Genomic DNA, 15,206 nt, shown 5'->3' with positions numbered 1-15,206 from the left:
TTACGTCTTTATACTCTTGCTAAAGTGACAGGTCTTGTCTAAATATGGTTTAGCAATGCCAAAGCCAAAAGATTTATAAGTAATCTGAAATCTTCCAATATAAAGTGCAATAGTACCCGTGCCTGTGTCTCAACTGCCCTCTCAACCCACTGATAACAATAGTAGTACCGCGACAGATGTCACACCAGTCGTGGCACTCAAAGAACTCGTGGCAAGGTTGCACCGGGAACAGAACAAAATTCAAGATTTGCTAAGTTCTTTAGGATTTGCCCTTAGAAGTTTCAATAATTTGAATCAGTTTTTGGAACTGATTCCGCTAATGGCAACAAGAGTGACAGATGCAGACGGCAGCGCCTTGTTTCTCTACAAACCTAATGGTCAAGTTAGGTTAGAGCAGTTACATTGGCAAGATAGTGGTCAACGAAAGAATATTCGCAAAGCGCTAGAAATCGCCACTAGTCAAATCACGCTTCTGCCCAATACTGCCCCTCTAGCGAATGCTACGGGAATTTTGGATGACCAGATGCATCGCTATCTGGGGCCAGATGTACAAATCTTTGGTACCGCAATTCTGGTGAAGCATACAGAACGGGGATGGCTCTACGTCTTGAGCCGCGATCCAGAATATAGTTGGACAGAAACCAGGCAAAAGTTAGTTAGGTTAGTAGCAGACCAAACAGCGGTAGCAATCGAAAACGATGAACTAGCTGTAGAACTAAGAAAAAAAGAACGTTTAGACCAAGAACTAGAAATTGGCGCAGAAATTCAACGGCGACTTCTGCCACGTCAATGTCCCACAATCCCTGGTGCAGTTCTGGCGGCACGCTGTAAACCTGCCAATCGCGTCGGCGGAGACTACTACGACTTTATTGCTACCAATCACAATAAGATTCAAGCCAAGGCCAAAAGCGGTACGGAAACTGGTCGCTGGGGTTTGGTTATTGGAGATGTCATGGGTAAGGGTGTTCCCGCAGGGCTGATTATGACGATGATGCGGGGAATGCTACGAGGAGAAGTGCTACATGGTAATTCCCCAGCCGGGATTCTGCAAAACTTAAATAGAGTTATGTATGCGGATTTGGAAAATTCCCACCGCTTTGTAACACTATTTTACTCAGAATATAATCCCCATAACCGAATGTTGTCTTATAGCAATGCGGCACACAATCCTCCCTTGTGGTGGCACGCAGCCACGAAAACTGTTAGCCGTTTAGATACTCTAGGAATGTTAATTGGTTTGGATGCTAACAGCCAATATGAAGATGCTCAGGCACAGTTAGAGCCTGGGGATACAATTATTTACTATACAGATGGCTTGACCGATGCTGCTGCCGCTGGTGGCGATCGCTTCGACGAAGATAACTTTGTCGCTAGCTTCAATACGGCTTGCAAGTACTGCAATGGCCCAGAGGAGATTGTAGATTACCTTTTTGACCAAGTTCAGCAATTCATCGGTGCTGATAAGCAAAACACTGATGATATGACACTAGTTGTTCTGCAAATTTTATAGTCATTAGCCACTTTTGCTTGGTGAAGTCATCAGTCAATGCTTGAACTGATGGTGGCTGGGGATTCACTACAGTGATTCTACTAAATTTAATTTTTTATTTATTTTTCCTTGGATTTGCCCTTGCGATCGCCCAAATGGTCGCACATCAACCTTTTTCCAGATTCATTTATATTCAGTCTTTGGGAGGATACATAAAAAATGATCCTTAGAATACTTTTCTCTTAAAGTAAAAACTATATATTTTGCACATCTAGCACAGTAGGAAACGCCAAGGGGGAGACTAGGTAAAAGGTAAAAGTACAAGGTAAAAAGTAAAAGGTAAATTTACTTCTTCATTTTTGCTTTCTTTCTATCCTTGTGACGCAAGCATTTAGCCTGCTCCCTCTTGTCGTTTTAATTTTTCCTTTCTCCGCCGTAGTAAGTTCACAACAGCTACGACGGAGTTTTGCTTTCTTTGTTTCTTACGCCTAGACTTAGCTTTTTAATTCTCCCTGGTATTAATTATTTGTCAAGATATTTCTGAAAATATTTTACAATAATTCAAATGGCTATTCTTGCGCCCCAGCTTTTTGCAGACTCTGCACCACATTCTTATAACCATTAAATTCTGCAATCATCAAAGCAGTATAACCACCCCGATTTTTCAAATTCACATCTGCCCCAGCTTGCAGTAACAACAGCACAATTTTGCCATAACCTGCTGAGGCAGCCCACATCAATGCTGTTGCCCTCGCCGAGTCTTGAAAATTCACATCTGCTCCCTTTGCCAGCAGCAAATGTATGATCTCTGTGTATTTGCGTTCGGTTGCCTTGATCAAAGCAGTTTTGCCATCATCGCCCAGAATATTGGCATCAGCACCATACTCTAGCAGCACTTTCACTGTTTGAGTATGTCCCTGTGATACAGCCAACGTCAAAGGTACTTCACCAAGGTTTTTCCCATTAATATCTGCCCCAGAATGCAGTAATGCTTCGACGATATGGCTGTGTCCCTGCAACGCTGCTACAAGCAGTGGTGTATCCCCCAGGCGGTTCCTAATTTGAACATCTGCACGCCTGTTAAGTAGCAGCTGTACGGCATCAATGTAGCCTTCCACAACGGCAAGGTGTAAAGCAGTTTCACCATCTTGGTCTTGGAGATTGATGTTAGCACCTCGATCCAGTAAAGCTGCTGCGATCGCACTGTGTCCAGCCGCCGCTGCTGCCGATAAGGCAGTTCCACCATCAGCATTTTTCAAATTCACATCAGCCCCTGCCGCTAGTAGTGCTTCCACCACCTCCAAATGTCCCAAATCCGCCGCTAATGTTAAGAGTGTTTCACCCTCCTCATCTCGGATATTGACATCGACACCAGTTTGCAGAATTGCTTGTAAAACTTCTATTTGTCCCTGCTTAACTGCTAGTTTCAACGCAGTATCATCATCTTTATCTGCGATATTCACCTTCGCACCAGCAGCCAATAAAACTCGCACTACATCGAGATTACCTTTGAGTACAGCTGCCATTAAAGCTGTGCTGCCATCTTCATTAGTGGCATTTACATCAGCACCTTTGGATAGTAAAAGCTGCACAATGTCAAGCTGTTTGGCACTAGCTGCCAACATCAAAGCCGTCAAACCATAGAGTTTTCTAGGCAAGTTGATATTTGCCCCAGCATCTAGCAGCGATCGCACAATTTCGGTGTAGCCTAAATTGGCAGCAAACATTAACGCCGTCGTGCCTTGGCGATCGCACGCGTCCACCCTCGCACCAGCAGCCAGTAGCGCACACAGATGCTTAATATCCCCGGTTTTAGCAGCTTTTAGCAGCAAAGTATCATTGTTTTCAGTCATGGATGAGATCCCACACAGGGGGTTTTGTTCGTCTAACCTCAAAATTTAGTCTGAGATTGTTTATCCACTTTGGCAAGAGGGTTATGCAATTAAAAATTGAAAATTGAAAATTGAAAATTAAGAAACGCAGTCTTGGCAAGCATTCTATCTATTGATTGGATGCAAATTAAAGATAAGGGAGGCTTAACTCTTGTCTTCTCTCCTCATCCCTTAGACTCTTTTAAGTTGGGCAACTTTAAGCACAAAGAATAGAGTTATGCTAACTTTTATGAAGATTTAATAATTGGGCGAGAACACGATGAGTCTGGAACTTTCTGCGTCGGTGAAATATTGGCTGAACTTCTTTCATCCGGTGCTCATGTGGGCGCTATTAGTACTTTCAATTTATGCTGCCTACTTGGGACTGCAACTACAGCGTACCAGAAATGCTCAGGGTGAAGAAAAGAAAGAACTGATTAAAGGTAGATATAACGTCAGACACTACCAAATCGGTTCTATACTCCTAGCTGTGATGGTAGTAGGTGCAATTGGAGGTATGGGTGTCACTTATATCAATAATGGCAAGTTATTTGTCGGGCCTCACCTGCTGGCAGGACTGGGCATGACGGGTCTGATTGCATGTTCTGCTGCTTTGTCGCCTTATATGCAAAAAGGGGCAAATTGGGCACGTGCAACTCACATTCTGGTAAATTTCACACTTTTAGGACTTTTTGCTTGGCAGGCTGTTACCGGGGTGCAAATTGTCCAAAGAATTCTCACTAAAGCTTAGTCCTTTGTCATTTTTCCTTTGTCATTTGTCAAAAGATAATGACAAATGACAAAGAACTGTTGACTCACCGCTTTTGCTTAGAATTAGCAGGAAAGGGTATTTCCAAATATTTATGAAAATCTTCCTGAACTTTGCGAGTTAAGCGGCGGGAGACTTGGCGGACAATTTGGTTAAGTAAGCGATCGCCTGTAGATTGAATTATAGACTTGGGTAATCGCTGAATAAACCTGGGAAAGTGCAAATAAACCATTAAATCCAATTCCCACTCAACTCTGGTAATCTCACCAACGCTAGTGCAAGCATCGTTTTCTATTAACTGTAGAGATGCCCGATAATCTACGTCATAACCAGGCGGTTGGTAATCAGGAATGGGGATTGTACGGATGCGGTAAATACTCTGCTCTGGGGGCAACAATTCTAAACCAATTTTTGGTTCAACATCATAACCAAAAGCACCAAAACGACCAATTACTAAAGCGTAGCCATTTTCCCCCAATGGTTGCACCTTCATGGGTTCAGCGCAACGCGAAAACCATGAAGAGTGAGCATTAAGATACTCAGCAACCTTATCTGCTGGGGCAGGCATTTCCATAAAATCTTGATAACGACCGTAAAATGTTGTGAGCGTCGCTACATTGGCTTCTATTAATGTTTCCTCGGCTTCTTCTTGGCTGGAGGCTACAGGTAAAACTGCTTCTGTTATTTCCCAGGATTTATATTCGCCTTTTCTTGAAAGCATAAATGCATTAATGTATACTTTGGCGTTCGTCTATATTAATAATTCCCCACATGCCTGGGTGATTTCGCACTAAGATCCTATTTTGACCGAAACCTCATTAATCTGCCATCAACTCCATAGAATTACTAAAATAAAGAACTGAACAAGCACACAATAGTTTCCCAGGATAGCATTTCTCATGAAAGCATTTGTAGCAGGGGCAACGGGTGAAACAGGTCGCCGGATTGTGCAAGAGTTGATAGCGCGGAATATTCCCGTCATAGCCCTGGTGCGGGATATAGACAAAGCTAAGGGTATTCTGTCTCCTGAAGCTGAATTGGTAGTAGGCGACGTATTACAACCAGAAAGTTTAACTGCTGCGTTGGGAGATAGCACAGTTTTGTTGGTTGCTACTGGTGCAAAACCTAGCTTTGACCCCACTGGCCCCTATAAAGTCGATTTTGAAGGGACTAAAAATTTAGTAGAAGCTGCCAAGGCAAAGGGAATTGAGCATTTGGTCTTAGTTTCTTCTTTGTGTACTTCGCAGTTATTCCATCCACTGAATTTGTTTTGGCTGATTTTAGTGTGGAAAAAGCAAGCTGAAGAGTACATCCAGAAAAGTGGTCTTACCTATACGATTGTGCGGCCTGGGGGGTTGAAGAATGAGGATAACTCCGACGCGATCGTGATGCAGAGTGCTGATACACTGTTTGACGGTAGCATCCCCAGACAAAAAGTTGCCCAAGTTGCTGTTGAGGCGCTGTTTGAAGTAGATGCACGCAATAAAATTGTTGAAATTGTTGCCAAACCTGAAGCTACCTCCAAAACTTTTGGGGAATTATTTGCCAATGTCGCGTAATTAACCACTGGGGAGTTAGGGGTTAAAACTCTTATAGCGTGTCTTGCTTGGATAAAAAACGCGTTTTGGGCACAGTATTGCTCATAAGTAAGTGTCAACTTAAGCTAAAAATAGCCTCTCTGTTAGCTTTGTCGCCCGCCTGAGAATGAATTCTCAGGCTAATAGCCCAAGTCTACTAAAGTAGACTCAAAATTTCGGGGATATTTAGTCATCTTCAGATGACTTTTGCTATTAGCAAGGAACTTCAGTTCCTTGCGGTAACAGGGTTTAACGTTAAGTTGACACGTATGAGCAATGCCGTGCCCCTACGAACAGTCGGTTTCTATTGGAGTGAACTTTACCAGAATGAGCGCGTCAATCAATGTTCGCTCCATCCCACAACCAAAAGGGTAAAGCGCAATGCGCTTTACCCCTACACTGATTAACGATAGACGAGCGATGCCTACGGCGGTAAACTACGCTCTCTCATTACTTTCGTCTTCACAAAAAGCGATACAAAATCACTTTTACTCTGGAAAGTACTCATTATTGAAAATTTCTTCAGGAGTAAAAGGGCATTTTTCTGGAAAAGTTTCCGGCTGTAAAGCTGTTTTTTGAATTGCTTGTCTTCTGGCTTTAATATAAACTGCATCTAAGCAGTTAATAGAATAGTTATAAAGTGTTTTGGAACGAAAAGAAAATTCTAGCTCATCACGGAAATTAGTTATTTCTATTTGCCAGCCTCGTTGACAATCTTCTTTTTGAGTTTCCCAATAACGATAAAGTAAAAGATGAATTAATAATTGTTTTAAATAACTTTCTACTTTTCGTCTTTGTTCAATTCCCAAAGCTTCAATTTCTTCTGCTAAATGTTGCCAATCCAGATTTTCAATATCTTTATTTTCTAATTGTTTAAGTGTTGTTTCTACCCACAAATAATAATCTTCCTCGTAAAGGGTAGGTTCAACAGATTTTAATATTTCTGTTGTCATAGCTAATCACTCGGAAAATTAATCATTTAATTATAACATAGGTTAGCGATCGCACTATCCCACACTCAAAATGCAGGGGTTTAGCAATGAATCAGTTTTAGAAGTGCAACTCGAAAATAGCACAATTTTAAGTGAGGTAGCGATTTCTTATCGGAAGTAGGATGCTACAAGAAGCGATTGATATTATACTTAGTCGGTATTGTTGGGAGTATCTCTTTATGCTCATTTGTCCTAATTCTTAAAGAAATGAGCAAATCGGGAATGATAACTAACAATTAGATGTGAACTTTAATGGAATAAGTTCGTCGATGATTGTTGTTAGCAAAGAGAGCAAATTTGAAGGAGTCGCACTCTGAAAGGCTTTAAATTCAAAGGTGTTGAAAAACTTATTGGGCCAATAGCCGCACTTCTCGGCTTTGTGTATTTGTTCCAATGGTATATTGGAGACTTGCGATCGCCTTCTGATCCCATCTTTGCAGTTAAACAGCCGCCTTTGGTTATGAAACAGGGCGACCCCTATATCCGCGCTTTAATGCGAACCATCTCGGCAAGTGAGGCCAGTGGGAACCGTCCTTATTCGTTGTTATACGGTGGAAAGCAAGTTAACGACCTTAGCCGACATCCTGAGATATGCGTCACAATTGTCACAGGCCCCAACACAGGTAATTGTTCTACTGCTGCTGGCAGATATCAAATTATCAACATTACTTGGTATCGTTTAGCCCCCCGTTATCATCCAAATCCGATGCAGATGATGTTTTGGACTGCTTATAGTTTTGAAGCAGAATATCAAGATGTAGTAGTTTATCGCTGGTTAAATGATTCTAAAGTTTGGGGAACTGATATTTCTCAACTGTTGCGTCAGGGAAAGTTAAATGATGTTTTGCGGCGGCTTTCCCCCACTTGGACAAGTTTAGGATATGGCATAGAAACTAATTCTGTTAGTAGCTCTTTGCCTAAAATTTATCAGAAAATGTTGCAAGAGGAATTGACCGCAGCTAATCAACCAACAGCCCCGAATTTGACACCATCCCCAACTCCTTCCAGCAAGGCAGTAAAGAAGCAGTGAGGCTATCCTAATCATACAAAAAAACCTTGATATTTTCCACAAATGCCAAGGTATTTTCAAAGTGAATATTATGTCCAGCATTACTAATTATTTTTAGTTGGGCATATTCGCATATTTTAGCCATTTCTGTATTGATAGATATAAATTTTTCATCATATTCACCGACTATTAATAGCAGAGGAATTTTATTATTTTGTAGTTTTTGCCATAAAGAAGGTTGGCATCCAGTGCCCATGAAGCGCAACGATTTATCTAATTCATGCGGATCATTTTGCAATCGAATTGCTATCATGCGATCGTATTCTGGATGATTTTTTATATCACCAAAAATTGGTTGATTATACCAATTTGATAAAAAAATTGCCCAATCAGTTTTTTCAATGCTTATTGCCAATTTTCTGCCTATTTGCGTATCACTTTTAATACGTTTTAATTGTTCTAATTCGGTTGGCAAACCTGGGGAAGCAGATTCCAGTACAATTTTATGAAAACGTTCTGGAAAATGTAGGGTGAGGTATAAAGCCAATCTGCCACCCATTGAATAACCAACTAAAAAGCATTTAGCAATTTTTAACTCATCCAGTAAGTTGATTAAAGCATGAGCAGTGTTTTCCATTGTATAGTACTCGTCCCCACCCAAAACTTGAGTTTTGCCATGTCCAGGAAGGTCAAGTGTTAAATAATAAAATTCGTCGGATAGTAATTTTATAGCTTCATCAAATTCACCTATATTACCCATGAAGCCATGCAAAAAAAGAATCGCTGCTTTGTCTGGGTTGCCAATTAAAGAATAGTGAAACTGATAGTTTTCTATGATCATAGTCTAGCTAAAAATCATCGTTGCTATACAGCAAATTATCTTATGTATAAGCTTATTTTCCCGTTACCTGTTTCTAGAAGTAAACGAGGAAAAAGGAGGAAAGCTCTATTAAAATAGGTTGTCTATCGGTTTGCAATATGATGTTGCGTGAATATAACGATGCACTACTGAATTTTAAGGTATCGCTGTTAATACATCACCCATTTGGCGAAATGTATTTTACATTATTTTTCTAATTCTTAAGGTAAAAATCGATCTAAAGCAGCTTTTAGCTGCTTAATTTCAACGTCAATATTACCCTCTTGTGCAGCTCTACCAATGCACTCAGTTAAATGTTCATCTAAAACAATTCGCGCTACCCTATCTAATGCGCCCCGCACTGCGGCAATTTGCAGTAGAACATCAGGACAAGGGCTATTTTGCTGCACCATTGTTTTAATACCACGAACATGTCCTTCTATCCGTGATAATCGATTGGCAATTCGCCGTAATGACTCTTCGCTATGGACGTGAGGATGAGCCGGCTCTCCAGCCCCATGAGTATGATCTTTATGCTCGTGGTTTGTATCGTGATGGTGGGAATGTTCTGCTTGCTGGGGTATTGGCAAGGATTTATTGCTTAATCGGTTTGATCCATTCATGGGTTATCACAAGACTTGTAGTACTAAGATCCTAGCCTAGTGCGTTGCAGGGAGTGGGGAGTGGGGACTTGTACTGAGCGAAGCCGAAGTAGTGGGGAATGGGTAAGAGGATTTGGGAACAAAAAAAAGACTTATCACTCAAATCACCTTGTCACCTTGTCCCCCTACTCCCTACTCCCTACTCCCCACTCCCTTAACTCTACTACTGACGATTGGCTCTTTCTTGGGGAATAATTTCTGTTACTACCCTACCGCTAGAACTGCCGCCTTTGACAACAATATTTTCTGTTTGCAGATTACCAACGGCCGTTTCACCTGTAAAATTTAATTGTGGATCAACTTGTCGATAAACTACATTTCCCTTAGCTTCAACTAACTTATTATCTAAATACCAAGTTAATGTATTAGATTTCAAAGACTGGCGACGCTGACCAATGGCGTTGACATTACCTGTTAAATAAACCGTTTTTTGCGGTATTTTCATTTCGCCTTGATTGGCAGTGACGGTAAGATTTTCGGCACGTTGGAACATCCGCACGGGGGAGTTTGTAGTGACGGTTTCTGCATTCATGTTCCAGGTCATAGAGTTACTAGTTATTTGCACTGGTGGGTCTAGTAAATCTAATTGAGTATTTTTTTGAATAGTGGCAATTTTCGTTTTTAAGTTGACTTCGCCAGAATTTCCCTTGCCGCGATCGCTAATTTTATTATCTTTATAACGGTCAATTTGTAAAGGGCGATCGCCAATCAATTTTTCTTCTTTAATATTCCAAATTAAATGTTCGGTTCTTACTTGTAACTGGGGATCGTTGGAAGTTGCTACTACTCCTCCAGAAAATTCGATGCGCTGTTCGCGGGTTTTAACTCGTGCTTCCTGCGCCACAGCTTGTAGTTGTTTATGAGTACCGTTCATCTGGTTGCGGACAATCAACAAATCTTCTTGGGGACGCCACTCTAATTCATTACCTTGCAACACAATTCCGTTACTAGGGTCTGTGGCAAATATCTTACCTTTAAGGAACAATTGCTTACCATCTTGTTCAATATCTGCGATATCTGCCTTGATTTGGTAAACTACTTTGCCATCTTGATATAATTCACCATAAGGACTTTCAGCTTGACCAATTTGTTTTTCTTTGGTGTATTTAGCCTGTTTAGCTTGGACTTTCCAAATCGGTCGTCCCACCTCATCTGCTTGTTCTAAGGTGACATCAAAGAAAGTCAAATTGCTATCTTGATTAGATGAACCCGCAGTATCTTCTTGGGAAGCTTGAGGGGATTTATCCCCGCAGCTAACTAAACCAAATACCAAGAAAAAGGTCAAAGGTAAAATAAGAAAAGAGGGAGTGGAGGAGAAATTTTGAATTTTTCTCTTTCCTAGTCTCCCCTTTTGATGAAATTGATGCGCCATTATTCTTGGATTTCTAAGTGTCCATCACTAGTTCTGGAATCTTCCAAAAAACCGATACCAGATAACGGTCGGTATGGATAGCTTTGGCGAGGGGTTTTCTGAATATCTTCTTTGATGGCTTCTAAATCAATGTAGCGATCGCTTACATTAATTAAGCTGTCGCTGGTCATCGAACGCAAGCTCACTACTTCTACCCGCACGCCACGATAACTGACTGAATTTACCGCGTATGCCAAATCCCCATCACCGCTGACTAAAACTGCGGTATCATAAGAATCTACTAACGCCATCATGTCTACTGCTATTTCTACATCCAGGTTAGCTTTTTTAGAGCCATCTGGTAGCTGGACTAAATCCTTAGCAATGACTCGATAGCCATTGCGACGCATCCACAGCAAAAACCCCTGTTGTTTCTCGTTTGTTCTGTCTACACCAGTGTAGAAAAAAGACCGCAGTAGTCTAGAACCTCCAGTTAATCGGCACAATAGCTTCGTGTAATCGATTTCAATCCCTAGTTGCAGTGCAGCGTAAAATAGATTTGAGCCATCAATAAATATGGCGACCCTACCCCGATTCTCCAAAACTTGTTCTGGCGTAAATATTGAATCGTTTTCCAAATTATTCAACATCATTGTGATACCTCAATTTTTATCCCTGTTATTTTTGATACAAATTACCAACTTTTAGATGCTAGTCACAGCGGCTTATGATAATGTTCCGCGGCTAATTTAAATTGAGCCACGATAAATTTTTTGAGAAAATAAGAAATTGAACAAAATCAGAGTTTGATAAGGATTAATCGTTTTTCGGGGGTTCTATTCGCTTAAAAATCGGTTGGGGTGTACCCAACTGTTGTTTACTAGATAGTATCCCCCATGTTGCATGGGTGGCAAAAGGAGCGCTAACTGAACTTTGTATTTGATCGTTAAAGTTTATTCCAAAGCCCAACTGCTGATAAATATCGCTACTGATGTTCGGAATAATTGGGGATAGCAGATAAGCTGCTAGTCTAACTGATTCTAGAACTGCGTAGAGAACTTTTTCCACCGACTCCTGCTGTCCCTGTTTATATAATGACCAAGGAGCTTGTTCATCAATAAACTTATTACTGGCTTGCACCAGTGAAAAAATGGCTTCGCAGGCTTGACTGAAAGCTAACTCCTCATAGGCTTGTTTTACCTGTTCTCCTAGACGTAAACCAATTGTTTTCAAAGGATTTCCGTCAGGAATTGCTTCATTGCCGATTGATGGGACATTATTATCAGCGCAGTATTTCTTCACCATGTTCAAAGTGCGATTGAGCAAATTACCTAAATCATTTGCCAAATCTGCATTCAGAACATTAATGAACCTTACTTCATTAAAATCTCCATCCTTGCCAAATTCGATTTCCTTAAGGAAGTAATAACGAACGGCATCACTACCATAACGTTGAACTAACGCTATCGGATCAAGGGTATTACCCAGACTTTTGCCCATCTTCTGCCCATCTTTGGTCAAAAAGCCATGCCCAAATACTCGCTCTGGCAAGGGTAAGCCAGCCGACAACAGCATTGCTGGCCAGTAAACTGCATGGAAGCGCAAAATATCCTTACCAATTAGGTGCAGGTTGATTGGCCACCATGTTTCTAAAGCATTTGCTAAAGTCGGTTCTGCATCTGGTTCGAGTAATGCCGTTACATAACCTAGCAACGCGTCAAACCAGACATAAAGGGTGTGCTTGGGATCAACTGGTACAGGAAAGCCCCAATCTAGATTTACACGTGAAATTGAAAAGTCTTGTAGCCCTTGATTTACAAAGTTGAGGACTTCGTTGCGCCGACTTTCTGGTTGAATAAAATCCGGTCGAGATTGATAAAATTCTGTCAGCTTAGTTTGATATTTGGATAACCGAAAAAAATAGTTTTGTTCGTCTCGCCACTCAACTTCTTTGTTAGTATGAATGGGGCAACGGTGTCCTTCTAGAAGATCCCGTTCTTCTTTGAATTCTTCGCAGGATACGCAGTACCAGCCTTTTTGTTGTCCCTGGTAAATATCACCAGATTTCCATACTCGCTCAAAGAATTCTTTGACGATCGCTTCATGACGAGCAGCAGTAGTCCGACTAAAGCGATCGTATTGAATATCAAGTAACTGCCACAAACTTACGAAGTTAGGCACAATTTCATCGCAAAACTCTTGTGGCGCTTTACCTAAACTTTCTGCCGAACGCTGAATTTTTTGCCCATGTTCATCTGTACCTGTAATCAGCAATACCCGATGCCCCAGCAGCCTTTGAAATCGTGCGACTACATCTGCTGCGATCGTCGTATAAGCACTGCCTATATGAGGTACATCGTTTACATAATATAGCGGTGTTGTTAGTGCAAATGTCAATTCTTTTTTATTCACTAGATTCATGGAAAATAAAAATTAACTTATAAAACGTTTTACTGTTTATCGGAAAAACCACGCAATTATACAATATTTTTTCTATTTTTTCCAATATTACCTTAAATAGTAGCAAATTTTTTAGCTCAAAAATTGTTTTGCAATATGCATCAATTCAACTAATTTTTGTTTAAAAGAGTGAAATTAACTAATCATAATTTTTTTGTATAGTTTCTATTAGAAAATATTGTAATCAAAAATACATAATCTAGGATGGAGAAAATCTATCTGGTTTTGTGGATTAGATATTTCTATCTTAAGACGGTCATGGCAGTAGTAAAGAAATGTAAAAATTAAATTAAGATAAACTGCCATATTTCCCGGAAAAATATATTGAATAGGTATGAGTCGAAATAGCCCCCTGGAGATTTCTCGCGCATTCCTGGCGGCGCTTTCAACCCAAATGTTTCGTTATTACGAGGATCGCATTCCCCAGGATGCCAGCGTTTTAGTAGTCAGCAATCACCGTAGCTTTATGGATGCGCTGATTTTAATGGCGGCATTATCGAGTCCGATTCGCTTTGCTTGCCATCACTATATGGGACAAGTGCCTGTAATGCGGGAGATTGTCACCGGTCAATTGGGGTGTTTCCCTTTGGAAGAAACTCAAAACCGCCAGCAAAGCTTTTTTTCGCAGTCACAGTTACTATTGCAGTCCAAGCAGATGGTGGGAGTATTTCCAGAAGGGACTGAACCAATGGTGAAATTTACTATGCCAAATATGGTGGGCGACTTTCAGCGGGGATTTGCCCATTTAGCATTGCGAGCCGATGTGCAGGATTTAGCAATTTTGCCGATCGCGATCGCCTCCTTAGAAGAGGTAAACACTTCTGGTTTCCCCTTAAGGCTTTTGAGTCTATTTGACCCTTCAGAACCTTTATTTAATCAAAATGGTTGGCATCCTCTGGTACTTTATCGTCGGGTTGCAGTGTTAATCGGTCGCCCTTATTGGATTACGCCCCAACATCAAAAACAATATCACGGCAAACAAGCCAGAACTGTTGTCGCTGAACTGACAGAACACTGTCATGGTGAAATTAGCAATTTACTGCGTCAAGGTTGCTATTAAAGCCATTCGTTTTTTATTTTTGGATTGTCCCCATCACTTGCAGTAGCTTGCTCTGAAACTTTCCTTGTTTTTGCTCAAAAGTACCAAAGCTCGTAAAAGCAACAATCAGCAGTCCAAAAGTTTTATACCATTGACCAATGACCAATGACTAATGACCAATGACTATTTCAGAAGTTGAGCTAAAGCCTTGTTTCCTGACTCCTAAACGAGTAAAGCCAGAGTATCCGTTGTTGGTATATTTGCCAGGAATGGATGGAACTGGTCAACTATTGCGATCGCAAACCGTTGGATTAGAAACTGGCTTTGATGTCCGTTGTTTGGCGATCCCACGTAAAGACCTTAACACTTGGGATGTGCTAGCTAAGAGTGTATTGGACTTGATCCACGCCGAATTAGAAAAAAGCTCTCACAGACCAGTTTATCTGTGTGGTGAGTCGTTTGGTGGTTGCTTGGCAATGAAAGTAGCGATCCAAACGCCGCATTTATTTAAGCGAATCATCTTAATTAACCCAGCTTCGTCCTTTCGTCTTCGCCCTTGGTTGAATTGGGCATCTCAACTTACTTACTTAGTGCCATCAGAGTTGTATGATGTCGGCGCACTGGGATTGTTGCCGTTTCTAGCATCTTTACCACGCATTTCCCGGAGCGATCGCCATGAACTGCTGAAAACTATGCGTTCTGTCCCGTCAGAAACCGTTCTTTGGCGGTTGTCTTTACTGCGAGAATTTGAAGTAGATGACGAAAAGTTAGGTCGCTTAACTCAACCAGTTTTGCTGATTGCCGGTGGTAGCGATCGCCTTTTACCTTCTGTAACTGAAGTGAAGCGGATAGGGAATATCTTACCAAATACCAAAATTGTGGTGTTACCTAATTGCGGACACGCTTGCTTGCTAGAGGAAGATATTAATCTCTATGAAATTCTTCAGGCTAATGACTTTTTAGAAAGTAATGCTGATATAAGTACTGGGTTAGAGTTAAGAGGATAGGGTAAAGAGGCCATGCCTACGGCGGGCTGCGCCTAAGCATTTCATCAGTTCATATACTGAAAACGTGGTTTCATAGTATTTTTTTGCTTTTTCTGGGAAGCCTAAAAATAGCGAACATTGA

Annotated in this window: 14 protein-coding genes; 6 read left to right on the top strand and 8 right to left on the bottom strand. The window is 41.1% G+C overall.

Annotated features, from left to right (window positions below; translation table 11 throughout):
- Positions 1 to 118 precede the first annotated feature (118 nt).
- Positions 119 to 1,510 (top strand): PP2C family protein-serine/threonine phosphatase, encoded by a 1,392-nt coding sequence (locus VB740_RS01250; RefSeq protein ID WP_323198281.1) that lies wholly within the window; start codon positions 119 to 121, stop codon positions 1,508 to 1,510.
- A 548-nt stretch (positions 1,511 to 2,058) separates the two neighbouring features.
- Here the strand turns inward: VB740_RS01250 and VB740_RS01245 are convergent.
- Positions 2,059 to 3,342: an ankyrin repeat domain-containing protein gene (locus VB740_RS01245; protein WP_323198280.1), complete on the bottom strand. Its 1,284-nt coding sequence runs from the start codon at positions 3,340 to 3,342 to the stop codon at positions 2,059 to 2,061.
- A gap of 298 nt (positions 3,343 to 3,640) precedes the next feature.
- On the opposite strand from VB740_RS01245, the gene VB740_RS01240 reads away from it, so the two are divergent.
- Complete coding sequence (locus VB740_RS01240) at positions 3,641 to 4,111, top strand: DUF4079 domain-containing protein (protein ID WP_323198279.1); 471 nt, start codon at positions 3,641 to 3,643, stop codon at positions 4,109 to 4,111.
- 64 nt (positions 4,112 to 4,175) lie between these two features.
- Here VB740_RS01240 and VB740_RS01235 read toward each other — a convergent pair whose 3' ends face one another.
- Entirely contained in the window at positions 4,176 to 4,850 is a 675-nt protein-coding gene (locus VB740_RS01235; protein WP_323198278.1) for a DUF1997 domain-containing protein, read from the bottom strand.
- A gap of 178 nt (positions 4,851 to 5,028) precedes the next feature.
- Between VB740_RS01235 and VB740_RS01230 the strand changes: the two genes are divergently transcribed.
- Positions 5,029 to 5,688: an NAD(P)H-binding protein gene (locus VB740_RS01230; RefSeq protein ID WP_323198277.1), complete on the top strand. Its 660-nt coding sequence runs from the start codon at positions 5,029 to 5,031 to the stop codon at positions 5,686 to 5,688.
- 506 nt (positions 5,689 to 6,194) lie between these two features.
- Here VB740_RS01230 and VB740_RS01225 read toward each other — a convergent pair.
- Positions 6,195 to 6,659, bottom strand: a complete 465-nt coding sequence (locus tag VB740_RS01225; RefSeq protein ID WP_323198276.1) for a DUF29 domain-containing protein — start codon at positions 6,657 to 6,659, stop codon at positions 6,195 to 6,197.
- Between the two features lie 418 nt (positions 6,660 to 7,077).
- On the opposite strand from VB740_RS01225, the gene VB740_RS01220 reads away from it, so the two are divergent.
- On the top strand, positions 7,078 to 7,728 hold the full coding sequence (locus tag VB740_RS01220; protein WP_323198275.1) for a glycoside hydrolase family protein: 651 nt from the start codon (positions 7,078 to 7,080) through the stop codon (positions 7,726 to 7,728).
- Between the two features lie 7 nt (positions 7,729 to 7,735).
- On the opposite strand, the gene menH is transcribed toward VB740_RS01220, so the two are convergent.
- From menH to metG, 5 genes are all read right to left on the bottom strand, one after another.
- A complete protein-coding gene (menH, locus tag VB740_RS01215; RefSeq protein WP_323198274.1) occupies positions 7,736 to 8,548 on the bottom strand; it encodes a 2-succinyl-6-hydroxy-2,4-cyclohexadiene-1-carboxylate synthase in 813 nt (270 codons plus the stop codon).
- A 239-nt stretch (positions 8,549 to 8,787) separates the two neighbouring features.
- On the bottom strand, positions 8,788 to 9,189 hold the full coding sequence (locus tag VB740_RS01210) for a metal-sensing transcriptional repressor (RefSeq protein ID WP_323198273.1): 402 nt from the start codon (positions 9,187 to 9,189) through the stop codon (positions 8,788 to 8,790).
- Positions 9,190 to 9,391: 202 nt separating this feature from the next.
- Positions 9,392 to 10,600, bottom strand: coding sequence for an LPS export ABC transporter periplasmic protein LptC (gene lptC, locus VB740_RS01205; RefSeq protein ID WP_323198272.1), 1,209 nt, complete (start codon positions 10,598 to 10,600; stop codon positions 9,392 to 9,394).
- On the bottom strand, positions 10,600 to 11,229 hold the full coding sequence (locus VB740_RS01200) for an NYN domain-containing protein (RefSeq protein ID WP_323198299.1): 630 nt from the start codon (positions 11,227 to 11,229) through the stop codon (positions 10,600 to 10,602). Before VB740_RS01200 ends, lptC begins: the two co-directional genes overlap by 1 nt.
- Before the next feature lie 166 nt (positions 11,230 to 11,395).
- On the bottom strand, positions 11,396 to 13,000 hold the full coding sequence (gene metG / locus VB740_RS01195) for a methionine--tRNA ligase (RefSeq protein ID WP_323198271.1): 1,605 nt from the start codon (positions 12,998 to 13,000) through the stop codon (positions 11,396 to 11,398).
- A 373-nt stretch (positions 13,001 to 13,373) separates the two neighbouring features.
- Here metG and VB740_RS01190 point away from each other — a divergent pair, with 373 nt between their 5' ends.
- Both VB740_RS01190 and VB740_RS01185 read left to right on the top strand, forming a co-directional pair.
- Positions 13,374 to 14,099, top strand: a complete 726-nt coding sequence (locus VB740_RS01190) for a 1-acyl-sn-glycerol-3-phosphate acyltransferase (protein ID WP_323198270.1) — start codon at positions 13,374 to 13,376, stop codon at positions 14,097 to 14,099.
- 158 nt (positions 14,100 to 14,257) lie between these two features.
- Complete coding sequence (locus VB740_RS01185) at positions 14,258 to 15,085, top strand: alpha/beta hydrolase (protein ID WP_323198269.1); 828 nt, start codon at positions 14,258 to 14,260, stop codon at positions 15,083 to 15,085.
- The last annotated feature ends 121 nt before the right edge of the window (positions 15,086 to 15,206 follow it).

Source organism: Nostoc sp. UHCC 0251 (genome assembly GCF_034932245.1).
Taxonomy (GTDB): Bacteria; Cyanobacteriota; Cyanobacteriia; order Cyanobacteriales; family Nostocaceae; genus Nostoc.
This window is presented reverse-complemented; position numbering and strand designations above follow the sequence as displayed.